An 18,102-nucleotide genomic window follows, 5' to 3' on the forward strand; every position below is an offset into this window, starting at 1 on the left:
AGGAGCACACCATGGCAATCGATGTATATCTGCAGATAGACGGCATCAAGGGCGAGTCCACCGATGACAAGCACAAGGACTGGATCGAGTGCAAATCGGTCAGCTGGAGCGTCGAGCAGCCGAAGTCCGCCACCGCGTCGACGGGCGGCGGTCACACGGCCGAACGCTGCGAGCACAAGGACATCGTCATTTCCAAGCTGGCCGACCTGGCCTCGCCGGTGTTGCTGCAGACCTGCTCGGCCGGCAAGACCATCCCCAAGGCGCGCTTCGAATTCATGCGCGCCGACGGCCAGGGCGAGCGCGTCAAGTACTTTGAAATCGAAATCGAAAATGTGCTGATCGGCGCCGTCACGCCGAACGTGGAAGAGGGCGACATTCTCGGTGAACACGTCGGTTTCAAGTTCTCGAAGGTGAAGTGGAAATACACGCAGCAAAAAGTGACGGGCGGCGCCGGCGGCAATACCTCGGGCGGCTGGGACCTGGCCGCGAACCGCGTGGCTTGATCCATCCTCGCGCGGCGCGCGGCGGCCACCTGCGCCCGCGCCGCGCCGACTTTTCAGGAGAGCGCATGGACAGTTATGTACCTGGCCTGTTCGACCGCCTGATGGGCGACGGCGGCGCGGCGGCGGGCGGCGTGGCGCCGCGCCTGTCGCTGGAACAATTGAAGGATGCGGTGGCGCGCGACCTGGAAGAGCTGCTCAATACGCGCGTGGCCCTGCGGCCCGGCGCGCTCGACGCCTATCCGGAATGCGCGGCGTCCATCGTCAACTATGGCTTGATCGATTTCGCCGGCATGTGTTTTTCGAGCAGCGACGACCGCGCCCGCATCTGCGCCGCGCTGAAGGCCGCCATCGAACGCCACGAGCCGCGCCTGCGCAATGTGCGCGCCCGCCTGGAACGGGAAGCTGGCGCCATCAACCGGGTCGGCTTCGTCATCAGCGGCACCCTGGCCGTGAGGTCCGGTGGCGAGACGGTCAATTTCGACGCCGTGCTGCAGCCGTCGTCGCTGCGCTATTCGATCAACCGCAAGGGAGCCGCCGCATGAGCAACAACTTGAAAACCCTGATCGCCAAGCTGAATGACACGGCGCGCACGGCCGCCACCCGCGCCGCCGCCATCTGCGTGGGACTGGGCCAGTATGAAGTCGATATCGAACACCTGTTCCTGGCGCTGCTGGAGCAGGAACGCAGCGATTTCGTCACCATCGCGCGGCGCAGCGAAATCAGCCTGACGGCGCTTGAGGCGGACCTGCGCCGCGAGATCGGCGGCTTCCGCACGGGCAGCGCGCGCACGCCCGTGTTTTCGCCCCACTTGCCGCTGCTGTTCGAACACGCCTGGCTGATCGCCTCGCTGGACACGGCGCAGCCAGGCCCCATCCGCAGCCGCCATCTGCTGTTGGCGCTGCTGACGGAGCCGGAACTGTCGCAGCTCGCGTACCGCGGTTCGAAGCTGTTCGCCCGCTTCAGCGTGGAGCAATTGAAGCACCATCCGGACAAGCTGACGGCCGGTTCAGGCGAGGAGGAAAGCGCGGCGGTGCCGCGGCTTTCCGACACCGGCGACGATCCTGTTGCTAGTCTGGCCAGCAAAACCCCGGCGCTGGACCAGTTCACCACCGATCTGACGCAGCTGGCGCGCGACGGAAAGCTCGATCCCGTGATCGGCCGCGAAGCGGAGATACGCCAGGCCGTCGATATCCTGCTGCGCCGGCGCCAGAACAATCCTATTTTGACGGGCGAGGCGGGCGTGGGCAAGACGGCCGTGGTGGAAGGCCTGGCCTTGCGCATCGCCGCCGGCGACGTGCCCGAGGTGCTGCAGGGCGCGCGCATCCACGCGCTCGACATGGGCTTGCTGCAGGCCGGCGCCAGCGTGAAGGGAGAATTCGAAAGCCGTTTAAAAAATGTTATCGACGAGGTGACGAAAAGCCCGCATCCGGTCATCCTCTTCATCGACGAGGCGCATACGATGATCGGCGCCGGCGGCCAGGCCGGGCAGAACGATGCGGCCAACCTGCTCAAGCCGGCGCTGGCGCGCGGCGCCCTGCGCACCATCGCCGCCACCACCTGGAGCGAGTACAAGAAGTATTTTGAAAAGGATGCGGCGCTGGCGCGGCGCTTCCAGGTGGTGAAGGTGGAAGAGCCCAGCGAAGACATCGCCTGCGCCATGCTGCGCGCCATGGCGCCGCTGATGGAGCGCCATTTCGGCATCCGCGTGCGCGACGCGGCCATCGTCGAAGCGGTGCGCCTGTCGCACCGCTACATCAGCGGGCGCCAGCTGCCCGACAAGGCCATCGGCGTGCTCGATACGGCGTGCGCCAAGGTGGCGCTGGGCCAGCGCGCCACGCCGGCGCAGCTGGAAAACGCGCACCGGCGCCAGGAACGTGTCGGCGCTGAAATCGCCGCCCTGGCCCGCGAGGCGGCCGATGGCGAAGTGCCCGATAAAGCCGGCGCCGCGCGCCTGGCGCAGCTGCGGCGCGAGCATGACGAAGGGCAGGCGGCGGTCGCGGCGCTGGCGCAGCGCTGGGAGCGCGAAAAGGCGCTGGTGGCGCAGATCGGCGAGCTGCGCGCGCAGCTGCGCGGCGAGCGGCCGGGCGAGATCGGCGCGGCGCGCCTGCTGGCGCTGAAGGACGAGCTGGCGGCCCTGCAGGGCGACGCGCCGCTGTCGCCGCTGGAAGTCGATGCGCAGGTGGTGGCCGGCATCGTCGCCGGCTGGACCGGCATCCCGCTGGGGAAAATGCTCAAGAACGAAATCCGCACGGTGCTGACCCTGGACGGCGCGCTGCGCGAACGGGTGCTGGGACAGGACCACGTCATCGAGGCCGTGGCGCAGCGCGTGCGCACGGCGCGCGCCAGCCTGGACGACCCGGACAAGCCGCAAGCCGTGTTCCTGTTCACGGGGCCGTCCGGCACGGGCAAGACGGAAACGGCGCTGGCGCTGGCCGACTTGCTGTATGGCGGCGAGCGCAAGCTCATCAGCATCAACATGAGCGAGTACCAGGAAGCGCACAGCGTGGCCGGCCTGAAAGGCTCGCCGCCCGGCTATGTCGGCTATGGCGAAGGCGGCGTGCTGACGGAAGCCGTGCGGCGCCAGCCCTACAGCGTGGTGCTACTCGATGAAGCGGAAAAGGCCCATCCCGACGTGCTGGAATTGTTCTTCCAGGTGTTCGACAAGGGCGTGCTCGATGATGCGGAAGGGCGCGAAGTCGATTTTCGCAACACCATCATCATCGCCACCTCGAACCTGGGTTCGGGCGCGATGATGGCCGCTTGCCTGAACCGGGCGGCGCAGGACTTGCCCACGCCGGCCGCGCTGGAAGAACTGGTGCGACCGCAACTGGTGGCGCACTTCAAGCCGGCCTTGCTGGGGCGCCTGAAGGTGCTGCCCTTCTATCCCCTGAATGACGCGGTGCTGGCCGAGATCATCGCCCTGAAGCTGGCGCGCATCGGGGCGCGCATCGCGCGCAACCACCAGGCGCAGTTCAGCCATGACGCGGGCCTGGTCGACGCCGTGCTGGCGCGCTGCACCGAGGTCGATTCGGGCGCGCGCAATGTCGACCAGATCCTCAACGGCAGCCTGCTGCCGGCGATCGCCGAAGCGGTGCTGGCGCGCATGGCCGAAGGCGAGCCGGTCGCGTCGATACGCGTCAGCGCCAGCAAGCAGGGGCAGTTCAAATACACCATCAAGTAACGTCATCAAGTAACCCCGCGGAGAGCGCCATGTTCAATCTGGAGCAGTTGCTGCACCCCGTCAGCGCCGTCAGCCCCTGCGGCGACGACCTCACCTTCAGCCAGGAGCTCGACGCCATTGCGCGCGCGCGCCAGCACGACGACCCGAGCCTGGACCAGGGCGAGTGGGTGACGGCGCTGAAGGAAGCCGACTGGCCCTTCGTGGCGACGCGCTGCGAACAGCTGATCGCGGCGCGCAGCAAGGATTTGCGCATGGCCGTGTGGCTGGCCGAGGCGCACGCGAAGACGCGCCATTTCCGTGGCCTGGGCGATGGCTACGCGCTGCTGGCCGGCCTGTGCGAACGTTACTGGGATGGCCTGTATCCGCCGGCGGAAGAGGGCGACCAGGAACAGCGCATCGGCAATGTCTTCTGGCTGCTGTCGCGCACACCGCAGCTGCTGCGCGAGATCCCGCTGACCGAAGGCGCCGACGGCCTGTATTCGCTGCAGGATTTCGATGCGGCGCGCCAGCGCGCGGCCGCCGGCGTAGCGCAGGGCGCGGCGGAGCAGGGCTGGGGCGACGCGCGCCACGACGAAGCGGCAACGCTGGCGCAGATGGAGGCGGCGCGGCAAAGGAACACGCGCGCCTTTTCCGACGGCTTGCTGGCCGATGCGCAGTACTGCATGCAGTCGCTGCTGGCGTTCGAGCGCAGCGTCGATGCGCGTTTCGGCGCCGACGGTCCGAGTTTCCGCGCTGCGCGCGAAGCGCTGGAAAACGCCATTCATTTCATCGCGCCGCTGTCGCCAGGCGCGGATTTTATCGGCGCGCCACCCGCCGCCGGCCAGGCCGCCGGCGAGGGCGGCGGCGCCATCGTGCAGCGCCAGCAGGCGCTGGCCCAGCTTCGCCAGGTGGCCGATTTCTTCCGCCGCACGGAGCCGCACAGCCCCGTCGCCTACCTGGCCGAGAAGGCCGCCAGCTGGGGCGAGCTGCCGCTGCACCTGTGGCTGCGCGCCGTCGTGAAGGATGCGAATACCCTGGCGCAGCTCGACGACATGCTGGGAACGAACAGTGCAAACGGGTGATGGCGCTGAACCCTTCCATGCTACTCTTCGGGCATGTCCAGAATGCTCATCTTGCCTGCCGCGCTATGCCTGTTCATCGCCGCCGGCGCGCGGGCCGGCACCGCGGTGCCGCTGGTGATTTACGGCGACGACGACTATCCGCCGTACTCCTACGTTGAAAACGGCCAGCTGAAAGGCATTTATACGGAGATCGTGCGCGAAGCGGCGCAATCGATGCCGCAGTATGCGGTGCAGCTGCGCCCCGTGCCCTGGAAACGGGGCTTGCTGATGCTGCAGACGGGCGAGGCCTTCGCCCTGTATCCGCCGTATTCCTGGCGCAGCGAGCGGCCGTATGTGCGCTATTCCGTGCCGCTGCTGATGGAACAGCTGGTGGTGCTGTGCAACCAGGACGTGCTGGCCAGGCGCAAGCTGCGGCAATGGCCCGCCGATTACGGCGGCCTGCACATCGGCGTGAACGCCGGTTTCCTGCCGGGCGACGCGGGATTGATGGCGTCCCTGCGCGCTGAAAAAATCGTGCTCGATCCCGCCAAGGGCACGCGCACGAATTTGCTCAAGCTGATGCGCGGACGCATCGATTGCTATGTCAGCGACCGCCTGTCGGCGCAGTGGGAATTGCAGCGCATCCGGCGCGAGGGACCGCCGGGCACGCCGATGCAGGCAATCGAGGAAACGGCGCAGCTGGCCAGCCAGCAAGGCCACCTGGGTTTTACGGCGCAACGGCCTGCCGCCTACCCGTATCGCGATGACTTTATCGCACAATTCAATGCGGCCATCGTGCGCATGCAAAATAGCGGCGCGATCCGCCGCATCGTCGACCGCGCATTGCAACCCTGACGCTGCCACCCTGATTCACCCGATGGAGAAGACCATGAAAAAATTGCTGTTTCTGAGTGTGCTCGTGCTGGCCGGCTGCGTGGGCCGCCCCGACAATATTGTGCCTGTCAGTCACTTCGACACGACCCGCTATCTGGGCAAATGGTATGAGATCGCGCGCCTCGACCATTCGTTCGAGCGGGGCCTGAGTCATGTGACGGCCGATTACAGCCTGCGCCAGGATGGCGGCCTGAAAGTGCTCAACCGCGGCTACAAGGATGCGGATGCGAAGTGGAAGGAAGCGGAAGGCAAGGCGTATTTCGTGGACAAGAAAGACGTGGGCTATCTGAAAGTGTCGTTTTTCGGCCCCTTCTATGGTTCCTACATCGTCTTCGACCTCGACCAGCAAAATTACAGCTATTCCATGATCAGCGGCCCGGACAAGTCGTACTTCTGGCTGTTGTCGCGCACGCCCACCATGGACCCTGCCTTGCAGCAGCGCCTGATCGAGAAAGCCGGCAGCCTGGGTTTTGACACGTCAAAATTGATCTATGTGAAGCAAAACTGACCTTGCTTGCCTGCCGCCCGTTCGTGGCGGCATAGCGCCTTCTGGTTGTTGCTTTTCTGCATGTTATTTCTTGCAATACCACTCTGATTCACTCACAATCTGCTCCAAAGTAGTGCGCTGCGGCGCGCTGCCATTCCGGTGGCGACGTTCGCGTTGCGCCACCGCTCGTGATTGCCGCACGGCAGATGCCTGCTATATTGGTACGTAGCAGTAGGTCGGTTTCGTGGCGTCTGTGCATCGTTTTCTTCAGATAGGAATCACGCAATGAAAAACCTCAAAATCGGCGTACGTCTCGGTGGCGGTTTTGCCGCCGTCCTGTTCCTGTTGACCAGCCTGACCGTGGTGGGCATCGTGCAGATGCAAAGCGCCAGCAAGGAAACCGATGCGCTCGTCAACGTCAAGGTGCGCAATGAGCGCCTGATCGCCGAGTGGACCAAGGTCATCGAGGTCAACGCGGCGCGCACGGCGGCCGCCTGGAAAGTCAGCGATCCCGAACACCAGAAGCAGTTTGAACAGGAAATGGCGGTCTCGTCTGCACGCGCCACGGAAATCCAGAACGATATCGGCAAGAGCGAGCTGAACACGGACGAGCAGGCGCTGTACCAGGAAGTATTGAGCACGCGCAAGGCCTACACGGAAGTGCGCAAGAATGTGTTCAAAGCCAAGAATGCGGGCGACCTGGAACTGGGCAAGCGCCTGTACGAAGGCGACATGGCCGTCAAGCGCGACATCTACCTGGCGTCGCTGAAGAAGCTGGAATTGCTGGAAGCCAAATTGCTCGATGAAACGGCCGCGCAAATCCGTTCGCGCTACGAAAATGGCCGCATGCTGCTGATCTCGCTGGGCGTGGTGGCCATCTTGCTGGGCATCGCCTGCGCCTACTGGATCACGCGCTCGATCACGCGTCCCATCACGCGTGCCGTCGAGGTGGCGGAAGCCGTTTCCGCTGGCGACTTGACCAGCCATATCGTCGTGGAAAGCCGCGACGAGACGGGGCAATTGATGCATGCGCTGAAAAACATGAACGATAAACTGGTGAGTATCGTGGGCCAGGTGCGCGCCGGCACCGAATCGATCAGCACGGCGTCGAGCGAAATTGCCGCCGGCAACCTGGACTTGTCGTCACGCACGGAAGAGCAGGCCAGCTCGCTGGAAGAGACGGCGTCGTCCATGGAAGAGCTGACCTCCACCGTGAAACTCAACGCGGACAATGCGCGCAGCGCCAACCAGCTGGCCATCGACGCCTCGCAGATCGCCAGCAAGGGCGGCGTGGTGGTGTCGGAAGTGGTCAGCACCATGGGCTCGATCAACGATTCCTCGCGCAAGATTGTCGACATCATCAGCGTCATCGACGCCATCGCCTTCCAGACGAATATCCTGGCCCTGAACGCGGCCGTGGAAGCGGCCAGGGCTGGTGAACAGGGCCGTGGCTTTGCCGTCGTGGCCTCTGAAGTGCGCAACCTGGCGCAGCGCTCCAGCGCGGCAGCCAAGGAAATCAAGGGCTTGATCGACGATTCCGTGCAAAAGGTCGAGGCCGGTTCGCAACTGGTGGACAAGGCGGGCCGCACCATGGACGAGATCGTGCAAAGCATCAGTCACGTGACGCAGATCATGAACCAGATCACCGACGCCAGCGATGAACAGCGCGCCGGCATCGAACAAGTCAACCAGGCCATCGGCCAGATGGACCAGGTGACGCAGCAAAACGCGGCCCTGGTGGAAGAAGCGGCCGCGGCGGCCGAATCCATGCAGGAACAGGCGGCCAGGCTGGCCGAGGTCGTGGGCGTGTTCAAGCTCGATGCCACGCAGCAATATGCTGCCGCCCGTAGCAGCCCGTCCGTGACGGCGCCTGCGCCAGTAGCGGCTGCCACGCGAGCCGCCACGCAGCCTGCCATGCGACGCGCGCCAGCATCCCGCGCGCCAGCACCCGCCGTGACCGCAAACTCGCCGGACAAGGCGGCGCAAGCGGACGCGGTGCGCGCACGCACGCCGAAGACGCCGGTGGCCTCGGGCGCCGACGAATGGGAAGAGTTTTAAGCACGGATTCTTAAGCGCAGTTTCCCCCTTGGCATGGCGCGGGCGCTACAATCGCGGCTTGAAGACAGCCGCGAACGCGCTCCGCCATGACCACCCGCCGTACCTCCAGCCTTAGCTCAAGCCATCCCGCCAGCCCTGGCGCTGCATCGTCCTCCCTGGCTGAACCGGCCAAACGCGCGCGCTGCCCAGCCTGCCTGCGCGCCGTCTCCAGCTGCATCTGCCGCTGGATCGCCCCCGTTTCCCACGCGGTGGAAGTGCTGATCCTGCAGCATCCGCTGGAAGTGCACAATGCCAAGGGCAGTGCCCGCCTGCTGCACTTGAGCCTGCCGAACAGCCGCATGCTGACGGGCGAGCAGTTTGCCGCCGATACGTTCGCCGAATTGCTGGCCGACAAGCACAACGTGTTGCTCTACCCGGATACGCCCGGCGACCGTTCGCTGGGCATCGCCCCGCCGCCGGTGCTCGATCCAGCCAGCTTGCTCGATCTTGCCCGCGTGCGGCTGGTGGTGCTGGACGCCACCTGGCGCAAGAGCCGCAAGATGCTGTATCTGAATCCCCCGTTGCAACAGCTGCCGCGCCTGCCCCTGCGCGACACGCCCGCATCCCATTACCTGATCCGCAAGGCGCACGCGCCAGACCAATTATCGACCCTGGAAGCGACGTGCTATGCCCTGATGCAGTTGGAGCAGGACGCGGCCCGCTTCGTTCCCCTGATCGCGGCATTTGACGGCTTTGTCGCACAGCAGTTGAGCTATGTCATGCCGCACGGTGAAAAAGCTTGAAACGGCATCACGCCAGCCCTTGATCTTGCCCGCGCAGCGGCATAGTATACTGTACGTATATACAGTTGATGGGGCCGTTCATGAAAGCAATCATTCCAGAGCACGATGACAGCTTCGCCGGGCAAGCCATGTTGCCGCCGCAATCGCTGAAAGCCCACAAGGGCCGCGGCGCCGTGTCGAACCTGCAAGGGCGCTACGAGGTGCACGCGCGCGGCGGTTTCGATGATGGCTGGGGCGTGGGCGGCATGGATGAGGAGGGCGGGGAGGCGGGGCCTCCCACCTGGAAGACGCAGGTCAGCGACGAGCAGGCGCGCACCATTCTCACGCGCAACGCTTCGCCCGATTTGCCGTTCAACGTCTCTCTGAACCCGTACCGGGGTTGCGAACACGGTTGCATTTATTGCTTTGCCCGCCCTACGCACAGCTATCTGGGCCTGTCGCCGGGCCTGGACTTCGAAAGCCGCATCTACGCCAAGGTGAACGCCCCCGAACTCTTGCGCCGCGAACTGGCCAAGCCCTCATATGTGCCCGAACCGATCGCCCTGGGCGTGAACACGGATGCATATCAGCCGTGCGAACGCGAACGGCAACTGACGCGGCGCGTGCTGGAAGTGCTGCACGAGTGCGACCACCCCGTGGCGCTGATCACGAAATCGTCGCTGATCGAGCGCGATATCGACATTCTGGCGCCGATGGCGGCCAGGCGCCTGGCCGCCGTGGCCGTCACTGTCACCACGCTCGACCCGGCCATCGCGCGCACCCTGGAACCGCGCGCGGCCGCTCCGGCGCGGCGGCTGCGCACCATCCGCACCCTGACGGAGGCGGGCATCCCCGTGGGCGTGAGCATCGCGCCCATCATCCCGTTCGTGACGGAACCGGAAATCGAGCAGCTGCTCGAAGCCGTGCGCGACGCGGGCGCCATCCACGCCCATTACGTGGTGCTGCGCCTGCCGTGGGAAGTGAGCCCGCTGTTCCAGCAATGGCTGGAAGCGCACTTCCCGGAACGGGCCCAGCGCGTGATGAACCGGGTGCGCGAAATGCGTGGCGGCAAGGATTACGACAGCGCGTTCGGTACGCGCATGCGGGGCGAGGGCGTGTGGGCTGATCTCATTCGCCAGCGCTTTGAAAAGGCCGTGCACCGGCTGGGCTTGCACGGCAAGGGCGGCCGCTTCAAGCAGCTCGATTGCACGCAGTTCCGCCGGCCGCTGGTGGTGCCGCCGCTGGGCGCAAAAGTAAAAAAGGGTAATGCGGGGCAGCTGGATTTGTTTTAGCGCAAGCAGTGCGGGGCGCGCGCTTGTGCGTTGACACGGGCACGCGCAAGGGCATGCGCGCTGCGCGAAACAGGCGGGTTTGGTGGCGAGTCGCATCGCCGTCCTGCGTCCATCGGGGGGGATGCCGGCAGGGGGAGCGGGCGACGAGAAACTCATCGCCCGCAGGCATGCCGGGCTTAGCCGGAACGGCTCGATCTTGCTGGCTGGATCAGCAAACGGTGCTGGCGCAAGCAGCCAGGCAGAGTTGCTGTGCGATGCCGCTCAAGGCGCCGCAAGCCGCTTTGCACAGGGTGCAGGGAATGCCGGAAGGGGCGACACCCTGGCTGATGGCGGAGATGCTGGGGCTGCGTTGTACGGCTTTGGCTTGCAATGGCAGATTGTTCATTTTAAAACTCCTTGTGATGGCGCCGCCGCGGGCAACGGCAATGGGTGTGCGTACCGAAGTACGGTGCTGATCGTTTCCCGCCAACGACCGTATGCTGAAGCGCGTGCACGCATCGCTGCGCCCACGAGCCCCGACAATTCAAATGCTGTTGACGTCAGCGTTGCGACCAGTAGCGCACTGCGCCGACGCTGACCGGTATCACATCGCTGACGTCGACGGCGAAGCGGGCGACCGTGTTGGCTACCTGCAGGTTTTCCGGGTTGAAGAAGGTCATGATGATGTCGTAGCACTCGGAGCCCGGGCGGCACACGGGACTCTGTTGCACGACGATGGTATCGAGCTGCATGCCCGTGGTCTTGGCCAGCATTTCCGCCGCTTGCATGGCATTCGTGGCCGAGAAGTTGAGCGCGCGGTCCATGCCCGTGACGCCCAGGTTGCGGAAGTCGTAATAGATGCGGTTCAGGAAGTTTTCCAGGCGCGCGCCCGTGTTGCTGCTGTTGATGTCCAGGCTGTCCTGCACCGCCATCAGGCTGTCGATCAGCTGCGGCACATTCCAGCTGAACATGCCCCGGATGGCCGGCTGGATCACGGGAACGACCTGGCCGGACATCAGCCTGGCGGCGCCCGAGATTACGCCTGGAAACGAATTCATGACGACCAGGCCATCGATGGTGCCGACATAGGCCTCGAACAGCAGTTCATAGGTCATGTCGGCATACGGACCGACGGGGACGACCGCGTAAATCGGCGTGGCGTCCAGGTTGACGGTCCAGGTCAGCGATTGGCGGAAATATGGCTTTGCGCGCAGGAATTCGATCAATTGCTGCGGATCGCTCGGATTGTCCCTGCCTGGTGGCATGGCCTGGACGAAGGAATCGCGGCGCGCTTCGCTGCCGAAGTCGACGCCCAGGTTGCCCAGCGCATACACCAGGGTCGGGCCCTTGGCGCTGCCGCCGCAGCCGCAATCGGAGGCATCGATGCCGGAAGCGGCGATGCCTTGCCGCGTCGCGCCGGAAGGGCCCGCAAGGTTGGCCAGGGAGGGGGTTTCCAGCATGGGAATGCTGAGCGGATGCGCCTGCGCGGAAGTGTCGGCATTGGCTGGGCTCGCTTCAATCACAGTATCGTCTGACATTTCAATTTTCCCTTTTAATAATAGTTGAGTGGCGCCCGGCACATTCAATGTCCCAGTCAGGAGGCGGCGACAGTCCAGCTCGCCATTGGTGTTGCAACGCGTTGCGCTCTGCAGCAATGCGCTGCAAACTCCACGAGGGTCAGGACGATCCCCATGTTGGTGTTGCCGGCATAGCAGCAAGGCTGCGATGGCCGAGACGATCGGGGTGGCAAAGCTGGTGCCGCTGCTGAGCCGCACCCGCCCTGCGGGCGCGGCGCCGAGGATGTCGGTGCCGGGCGCCATGATGCCGCGCGCGCGATAGGCTTCGCCCCAGTTGCTGTTGGGCATGGGCGCGCCTTGCCGGTCCAGTGCGCCGACGACCAGCGTGTATTTGATGGAGGCGGGGATGTGCAGGCAATCGCAGCCGTCGTTGCCCGCCGCCGCGACCAGCAGGACGTTGCGTTCATGGCACAGCTGTATGGCTTTTTGCAGCAGGCCATCGGCGGCGCCGCTGTCGGACAGTTCGCCGCCGCTGACATTGATGATGTGCGCGCCGTGCTCGACGGCCTGGGTGATGGCGCGGGCCAGGTCGAGCTGCGTGCATTGCGTCAGTGCGCCGTCGGCGCGGTCGGCAAAGATGGGCAGGATCAAGCCTCGGCAATGGGGGGCCAGGCCCGTGACGGGGCTGCCCGGCTGGCCAAAGATGATGCTGGCGACATGGGTGCCGTGTTGCGATGCCCGGCCGCTGCCGCTGGCACCCGTGGCGAGCGTGTCGAGCAGTTGCAGTCTGGCGCCGGCAAAGCAGGGATGGCTGGTATCGACGGGACCGTCGAGCACGGCGATGCAGATGTCGGCACAGCCGGTGTTGCCATCTTGCAAGGCAGCCAGGCCGTGCAGCAAGCCATGATTGGTCAGGCTGTCGTGGGTGGTGGATACTTCCATGGTCGTCGGCACGCGGTGCTCCTTGCTGGGTCCTGGAGGGCGTGCGGCGCACCGCTTGAGGTGCTCCGCCCGCCTGCTGCGGCGCCTGCTGCTCCAGCGCCGATAGCATGATCTTTAGCAAGGGGCGTGCCAGAAGACCAAGTGCTTGATTTTCAAGGGATGGGGCGGATTTGCATTGTCGTGTTGCAATAATGTTGGCGGATATCGTCCACCCTTGTTGAGCGGGATGGACGAAAACGGCAGGCGGCAAGGACGGGGAGGGGGCGCCCGGGACACGGCATGGCGTGACGCGGGCGCGTGCGGCGGTTCAGCTATCCTTGCTGTAGCAGGCGCGGCTGGGCCGCAGGCGCATGCGCACGAGGGACACCAGGAAGCTGAAGCCTGCCTGGTTCGGATCGATGACCGGCACATAGGTCTGCAGCGCGTCTTCCAGCTGCGCGCTGACGCGCGCGGCGACGCCGACAAAGCCTGTGCAGCCCAGCAGGATGGACTGGGCGCCGTCTTCCTGTATGGCCAGCATGGCGGCCTTGAAGGTTTTTTCGACCACCGTGTCCAGCTTGCCGAGGTCGGCGACGGGACAGTCGATGGAGCGGATGGAGGCGAAGCTGTCCTGCAAGCCGTAGGTCTGCATGTGGCCCTGCTGCATGGCGAGCGTGCTGGGCAGTATCGTCATGATCGACAGGCGCTGGCTGAGGGCCAGCGCGGTAAAGGCGGCGGGCGGGAAGCCGCCGAGGATGGGGATGTCGATCACTTCGCGCGCTGCCTCCACGCCGCACATGTCGAAGTCGCTGAGCCAGATGCCGTCATAGCCTTCGCGTTCGATTTCCCTGGCCAGCTGCACTACCGGATAGCCGTTTTGCAGCCAGTCGACGCGGTATTCGATGCAGTCGTTCCCAGTAGAAATATTGCGCACGGACACTTCGACATCGGGCGGCATCACGGGCTCGATGGCGTCGAGCAGGCGCTGGTTGTAGATGGACGTGGCCACCGGCGCCACGATGCAGATGCGCAGCGGCTTCATGCGGCGCTCCCTGCCGCGGCGCCGGCGTTGCCCGTGAGCGGCACGTAGGGTCCCAAGTAGCCGATGGCGTTGATCAGTTGCATGAAGCTGTCGAGTATCAGGCCGTCCCGTTCCCGCAATGCCGGATGGGCTTGCAGGCCCAGCAGCGTCACCTTGCGCTGCATCAAGGCCGGGTTGAGCGTGCCGTCCGGCAGCAGCAAGTCGCCATTCGAATACACGGCCTGGCCATCGCCCTCGACAAAGTAACTGATGGTGTCGGGCGCCATGCAGAGGGGCGTGCTGCGGCTGCTGTCCCAGGCCAGCAGCGATTCGTTCTGGTACAGGACCGTGCAAAGCCGTTCACCCGCGCGGATGGTGATCTTGCCCAGGTCGAAGCCATTGCGCGAGTCGACTTCGGCGGCGACGAACGTGCCCTGTGGAAACAATGGCCAGGCGCGCATGTCGCATTGCCGCGCAAGGTAATCGACCACTTCCTCCGCGCTGCGCAAGCGGCCTGCCTGCAGTTCGCGGCCCAGGCGCAGCGCGCGTCCCAGGGTGCCGCGCACGGGCAGCGCCCGGGCCAGCTCCGCCGGCGCCATGATCCACATGGCCAGGCCGCCGAACTGCTTGAAATCGGCCTGCGAAACGATGGGGCGCATCATCTGGTCGATGATCGTTGCCACGTCTTGCTGGTGGGCATGGGCGCCGTTCACGCCCTGGCTGGGCTGGACGTCGAGTTCCACGCGCAGCCCCGTCTGGCTGACGAGGAAGGCGGGGCGCGGATTGATGTGCGCGGCCGCATACGTCAGCTGGGGCAGCGAGGGAACGGCGCGGCCGGCTCCGTCGGCGTCGATCACGGCCAGGCCCAGGCGGGCGGCGACCAGGCAGGCGACGAGAAACCCCAGCGCGCCGCTCTCGGGCGGCGCCAGGTAGGCCAAGGTGCGATTTTCCAGCGCCAGGCGCTCCCTGACGGCGAGCACGGCATCGACGGGACCCTGCGGGAAATGGGCGCCATTGATCGCCACGGGCGAACCCAGGTAAGCGACCATGACCGTTTCGCCAGCGGTGGCTTCGTCGACGCCGACCACGCGCACCTGGGCGTCCGGATAATAATCGCCGGCGTGGAACTGGGCCAGCAGGCTGCGCGCGGAAGCGAGCGTGCCGCCGCCGCCGCTGCCGAAGAAGCAGGCGCCCAGCAACAGCGATTCAAGGTCATCGTGGTTCAGCACATAGCTCATGTTGCGGGTCCTCAGGTTGGCATGGCATGGAAATGGTTTGCGCCAGGACGGCCTGCAACTGCAGCGCCTGGGCAAACCGGGGAAAAGCCGTGTCGCGTTCCACGCCGCGCAAGGCGCGCGTGAGGTGATCGAGTGCTTCGTGCCGGCGGCCGCGCTGCAGCAGCAGTTGCGCCAGTCGGGTCGCCACCAGCAGGCTGCCGGCCGCGGCGCCCAGCGCCTTGGCGGTCGACAGCGCACTGCCCAGTTCGCGTTCCGCGTTGTCCAGGTCGCCCACCGCGATCCACGTCCGGGCATGCATGTCGAGCAATTCGACCAGGTAGGCCCGTTCGCCATGTTCCAGCGCCAGTTCGATGGCGCCGTGCAGCAGTTGCCGGGCTTGCGATGGCTGGCCTGCCGACAGCAGCAGTTCGCCCCGCTTCCAGGCCTGGAATGAATGGAAGAGCATGCCGCCTTCGCACAGCATGTATTGCTGGTAGCCGTCGGCGATGCGCTGTTCGGTCTGCGCATGGATGTTGCCTGTTGCCAATGCGCAGGCATGGAATATCTGCCCCACCCCCAGGTAGAATTGATAGCCGTATTCGCTGGCGACGGTTTGCAGGTCCGCCGCCAGGCTTGCCAGCCGGACCCAGTCCTCGAACATGCAGGCCAGCCACGCGGCGCCTTGCAGCGCGATGGCGCGATGGAAGGGGTGCGGGTTGTCGGCGCCGCCGCGCAACGCCAGGTGTTCCATCACCGCGCGCGCGCGGCGGAAGGCGCCGCTCTGGAAGCAGGACAGGCCTTCGAACGTGGTCGACAGCGCGGCGATGTCCAGGCCCTGTCCGCCCGTGTCGGCCGCTGCCGCGCCGCACAGCAGGTGCCCGCGCGCCAGGCAGGCCAGCGTCTCGCGGTAGTCGCCGAGCCAGAACAGCGTGTTGGCCAGGGCCAGGTGGGCCTGCGACAGCAAGTCCGTGTCGCCTATCGCTTGCGCCCGCTGCAACATGTCTTGCGCCGTTGCCCGCGCCGCCACCAGGTCCAGCGCCATCAGTTGCGAGCTCCAGATGCCGAACCGCAGGGCGGTGATTTCCACCTCGTCGCCCAGCGCCGCCGCTTCCTGCAATGCCTGCTGGTAGCAGGCGAGCGCTTCGGCGCTTTGCCAGCCGCTGATGCCACGGTGCGAAATCGCCAGCCAGCGGTGCAGGTCGCAGCTCAGGCGGTGCGCGGTGCAGGGATGCGCATCGGCGGCCAGCAAGGTGAGGCCGCGGCGCAACACTTCGATGGCCTCCTTGAAGCGGGCCGCCTCGATCAGCGCGCGTCCCTCCAGCAGGCAGACGCGGGCGAAATTGCTGCGCTCCTCGTCGCCATGCACGCGGCGTTCGATGACCTTGCGGTTGATGCCCAGGTGGCGGGCCGCGGTCGTCTTGTTGCCATCGGCAAGGCGCATCGCATAGTCGATCAGCAATTGTTCGGCGGCCGCCAGCTTGTCGTCTCCGTCCAGCCGCATGAGGGCTTCCGCCAGCAGCGTGTGATCGGCGTCCTGCGGCTTGCCCGCCGACAGGAACGCTTCCAGGCTGTGGGCATCGATCAGCGCCGATTCGGCCAGTATCGACAGCCGTTCCACCAGGTTGCGCAGTTCGCGGATATGCCCGGGCCAGGCATGCCGGCCGAGGCGTTCCATGGCGGTGGCGGTAAAGCGGATGGGGCGCTTTTGCTGCCCGGCAAAGTGCGCGGCGAGGGCGGCGACGTCGCCGCGGCGCTGATCCAGGCCCGGCACGTCGAGTTTCAATACCGCCAGCCGGTAATACAAGTCTTCGCGGAAACGGCCCGCCTGCACCATCGCGGCCAGGTCGCAATGGGTGGCGGCCACGATGCGGCCGTTGAACGGCTGGGTATCGCCGCCGCCCAGCGGCCGGAAACAGCGCGATTCGAGCACGCGCAGCAGCTTGCTCTGTACCGCCAGCGGCAATTCGCCGATTTCATCGAGAAACAGCGTGCCTTGTCCCGCCTGGGCGAAAAAACCGGCGCGGCTGCTCAGCGCTCCCGTAAATGCCCCCTTGGTATGGCCGAAGAGTTCGGCGTCGATCAGGTGTTCCGGCAGGGCGCCGCAGTTGAGATCGACAAAGGGCGCGCCGGGATCGCCGCTTTGCCGGTGCACGAGCTGGGCGATGATTTCCTTGCCGGAACCGGTGGGACCGCTGATGAGCACCGTGCAGCGGGTCGGCGCCACGGCGTCGACCATGCGCAGCAGGCGCTGGAAGATGGGGGAGCTGCCAATGACGTTCAGCCCGCCCCCGAGGCTGGCGCGGTGCAGGGGGGCTTGCACAGGAGCAATGGTGCCCGTCCCGGGCAGAACGTAATGCGGCTGCCTGCCATGCTGTTGCAGCATAGACCTGTCGGACATGGTCGTCTCGCTCCGATGAATTCGCTCCGATCGTGCAGGGCCATCATTTTTGTTTTGCCCCGCTGCCTCCTGACGCGTGCCATTGCCCTACTCGGGCATAAAGGAATCGCGCGTTCCGATTATGGGCGTTAATGAAACGGCGATAGTCGCCAATTGTCACAATAAAAAGATTTTCATCGCTTGCATCATGCAAGCCGGCGGCCCGCTGCAGCTCACTGCGCGGCAGGCGGCACATCCTTCAATTGCGCCAGATGTTGCTCGATGGCAAAGACGTGGGGATCGCTCTTGCCCAGCTCGCGCAGGGCGTTGGCCAGATGCAGCAGGTAGTCGCTGTTCGGGCCGCTGGGGCCGCTTGATCGGGCGATCTGGCGCGCGATGTCCAGTTCCGGCGCGGCACCGAGGAAGGCGGCGTTTTCCTCGTTGGCGATGTACACCAGGCCTTCGGCCTTGCTGTCATCGTCGAAGGTGATCTCGGTGGCCAGGCGCAGGTAGCCGTTCTTTTCGCGGTGGTCGAGGTGGGCGAAGACTTCGGGCGTGATCAGGTAGGCCATGCCGTCGCACACGGCGCCCGCCTGCGGCACGATGGTGGCGACGCGGCCCGGCGCCATCGGCGTGCCCCGGTGGTCGTGCGAACCTTGCCAGAAGCGCCGCGTCCAGCCGGCGATGCTGGCGGGGCGCCGTTCGATGTAGGGAAAATCGGCCTTGTAGATCAGCGAGCCATAGCCGAACAGCCAGACCTGCGCATGGCCGTCGAATGTGGTCATGCGCTGGTTGATGGCGATGGTGGCGGCGTCGATGGCGGACAGGTCGGGCTGGGTCATGGTGCAGGCGGT

Annotated in this window: 15 protein-coding genes; 9 read left to right on the forward strand and 6 right to left on the reverse strand. The window is 65.5% G+C overall.

Translation table 11 applies throughout. The features are described from left to right. Positions 1-11 precede the first annotated feature (11 nt). The 9 genes from O3301_RS09700 (at position 12) to O3301_RS09740 (ending at position 10,216) form a co-directional block, all read left to right on the forward strand. Positions 12-503, forward strand: a complete 492-nt coding sequence (locus O3301_RS09700) for a type VI secretion system tube protein Hcp (RefSeq protein WP_034750126.1) — start codon at positions 12-14, stop codon at positions 501-503. Between the two features lie 65 nt (positions 504-568). Then, the gene (tssE, locus tag O3301_RS09705; RefSeq protein WP_305056239.1) at positions 569-1,045 is read left to right on the forward strand and encodes a type VI secretion system baseplate subunit TssE; all 477 of its coding nucleotides are present in this window, start codon (positions 569-571) and stop codon (positions 1,043-1,045) included. Beyond that, the gene (gene tssH / locus O3301_RS09710) at positions 1,042-3,684 is read left to right on the forward strand and encodes a type VI secretion system ATPase TssH (RefSeq protein WP_305056240.1); all 2,643 of its coding nucleotides are present in this window, start codon (positions 1,042-1,044) and stop codon (positions 3,682-3,684) included. Before tssE ends, tssH begins: the two co-directional genes overlap by 4 nt. Positions 3,685-3,713: 29 nt before the next feature. Next, the gene (gene tssA / locus O3301_RS09715; protein ID WP_305056241.1) at positions 3,714-4,745 is read left to right on the forward strand and encodes a type VI secretion system protein TssA; all 1,032 of its coding nucleotides are present in this window, start codon (positions 3,714-3,716) and stop codon (positions 4,743-4,745) included. 33 nt (positions 4,746-4,778) lie between these two features. Then, a complete protein-coding gene (locus O3301_RS09720) occupies positions 4,779-5,579 on the forward strand; it encodes an ABC transporter substrate-binding protein (RefSeq protein ID WP_305052740.1) in 801 nt (266 codons plus the stop codon). Between the two features lie 34 nt (positions 5,580-5,613). After that, positions 5,614-6,126 (forward strand): lipocalin family protein, encoded by a 513-nt coding sequence (locus tag O3301_RS09725; RefSeq protein WP_305056242.1) that lies wholly within the window; start codon positions 5,614-5,616, stop codon positions 6,124-6,126. Positions 6,127-6,390: 264 nt separating this feature from the next. Further along, entirely contained in the window at positions 6,391-8,163 is a 1,773-nt protein-coding gene (locus tag O3301_RS09730; protein WP_305056243.1) for a methyl-accepting chemotaxis protein, read from the forward strand. A gap of 86 nt (positions 8,164-8,249) precedes the next feature. Continuing rightward, complete coding sequence (locus tag O3301_RS09735) at positions 8,250-8,945, forward strand: tRNA-uridine aminocarboxypropyltransferase (protein ID WP_305056244.1); 696 nt, start codon at positions 8,250-8,252, stop codon at positions 8,943-8,945. Positions 8,946-9,073: 128 nt separating this feature from the next. Continuing rightward, positions 9,074-10,216, forward strand: a complete 1,143-nt coding sequence (locus O3301_RS09740) for a PA0069 family radical SAM protein (protein ID WP_305056391.1) — start codon at positions 9,074-9,076, stop codon at positions 10,214-10,216. Between the two features lie 208 nt (positions 10,217-10,424). Here the strand turns inward: O3301_RS09740 and O3301_RS09745 are convergent, their stop codons facing one another. The 6 genes from O3301_RS09745 to O3301_RS09770 all read right to left on the reverse strand — a co-directional run bounded on the left by O3301_RS09745 (position 10,425) and on the right by O3301_RS09770 (position 18,066). After that, positions 10,425-10,601 (reverse strand): hypothetical protein, encoded by a 177-nt coding sequence (locus O3301_RS09745; RefSeq protein ID WP_305056245.1) that lies wholly within the window; start codon positions 10,599-10,601, stop codon positions 10,425-10,427. A 154-nt stretch (positions 10,602-10,755) separates the two neighbouring features. Then, positions 10,756-12,666 carry a S8 family serine peptidase gene (locus tag O3301_RS09750; protein ID WP_305056246.1) on the reverse strand — a complete coding sequence of 637 codons (1,911 nt, stop codon included), beginning with the start codon at positions 12,664-12,666 and terminating at the stop codon, positions 10,756-10,758. A gap of 295 nt (positions 12,667-12,961) precedes the next feature. Beyond that, the gene (locus O3301_RS09755) at positions 12,962-13,675 is read right to left on the reverse strand and encodes an aspartate/glutamate racemase family protein (RefSeq protein WP_289916439.1); all 714 of its coding nucleotides are present in this window, start codon (positions 13,673-13,675) and stop codon (positions 12,962-12,964) included. Next, complete coding sequence (locus tag O3301_RS09760; RefSeq protein WP_305056247.1) at positions 13,672-14,892, reverse strand: DUF917 domain-containing protein; 1,221 nt, start codon at positions 14,890-14,892, stop codon at positions 13,672-13,674. Before O3301_RS09760 ends, O3301_RS09755 begins: the two co-directional genes overlap by 4 nt. Continuing rightward, positions 14,867-17,269, reverse strand: coding sequence for a sigma 54-interacting transcriptional regulator (locus O3301_RS09765; RefSeq protein WP_305056248.1), 2,403 nt, complete (start codon positions 17,267-17,269; stop codon positions 14,867-14,869). The genes O3301_RS09760 and O3301_RS09765 overlap by 26 nt, the downstream gene beginning before the upstream one ends. Positions 17,270-17,481: 212 nt before the next feature. Next, entirely contained in the window at positions 17,482-18,066 is a 585-nt protein-coding gene (locus tag O3301_RS09770; protein ID WP_305056392.1) for a gamma-glutamylcyclotransferase, read from the reverse strand. Positions 18,067-18,102: the final 36 nt, after the last annotated feature.

The sequence above is a fragment of the Janthinobacterium sp. SUN211 genome (assembly GCF_030587315.1).
GTDB lineage: Bacteria > Pseudomonadota > Gammaproteobacteria > Burkholderiales > Burkholderiaceae_D > Janthinobacterium > Janthinobacterium kumbetense.

What these genes read in the sequence shown, in the direction of transcription:
- O3301_RS09700 (WP_034750126.1), top strand. Translation starts at nt 12, where the DNA reads ATGGCAATCGATGTATATCTGCAGATAGACGGCATCAAGGGCGAGTCC.
- tssE (WP_305056239.1), top strand. Translation starts at nt 569, where the DNA reads ATGGACAGTTATGTACCTGGCCTGTTCGACCGCCTGATGGGCGACGGC.
- tssH (WP_305056240.1), top strand. Translation starts at nt 1,042, where the DNA reads ATGAGCAACAACTTGAAAACCCTGATCGCCAAGCTGAATGACACGGCG.
- tssA (WP_305056241.1), top strand. Translation starts at nt 3,714, where the DNA reads ATGTTCAATCTGGAGCAGTTGCTGCACCCCGTCAGCGCCGTCAGCCCC.
- O3301_RS09720 (WP_305052740.1), top strand. Translation starts at nt 4,779, where the DNA reads ATGTCCAGAATGCTCATCTTGCCTGCCGCGCTATGCCTGTTCATCGCC.
- O3301_RS09725 (WP_305056242.1), top strand. Translation starts at nt 5,614, where the DNA reads ATGAAAAAATTGCTGTTTCTGAGTGTGCTCGTGCTGGCCGGCTGCGTG.
- O3301_RS09730 (WP_305056243.1), top strand. Translation starts at nt 6,391, where the DNA reads ATGAAAAACCTCAAAATCGGCGTACGTCTCGGTGGCGGTTTTGCCGCC.
- O3301_RS09735 (WP_305056244.1), top strand. Translation starts at nt 8,250, where the DNA reads ATGACCACCCGCCGTACCTCCAGCCTTAGCTCAAGCCATCCCGCCAGC.
- O3301_RS09740 (WP_305056391.1), top strand. Translation starts at nt 9,074, where the DNA reads ATGTTGCCGCCGCAATCGCTGAAAGCCCACAAGGGCCGCGGCGCCGTG.
- O3301_RS09745 (WP_305056245.1), bottom strand. Translation starts at nt 10,601, where the DNA reads ATGAACAATCTGCCATTGCAAGCCAAAGCCGTACAACGCAGCCCCAGC.
- O3301_RS09755 (WP_289916439.1), bottom strand. Translation starts at nt 13,675, where the DNA reads ATGAAGCCGCTGCGCATCTGCATCGTGGCGCCGGTGGCCACGTCCATC.
- O3301_RS09760 (WP_305056247.1), bottom strand. Translation starts at nt 14,892, where the DNA reads ATGAGCTATGTGCTGAACCACGATGACCTTGAATCGCTGTTGCTGGGC.
- O3301_RS09765 (WP_305056248.1), bottom strand. Translation starts at nt 17,269, where the DNA reads ATGTCCGACAGGTCTATGCTGCAACAGCATGGCAGGCAGCCGCATTAC.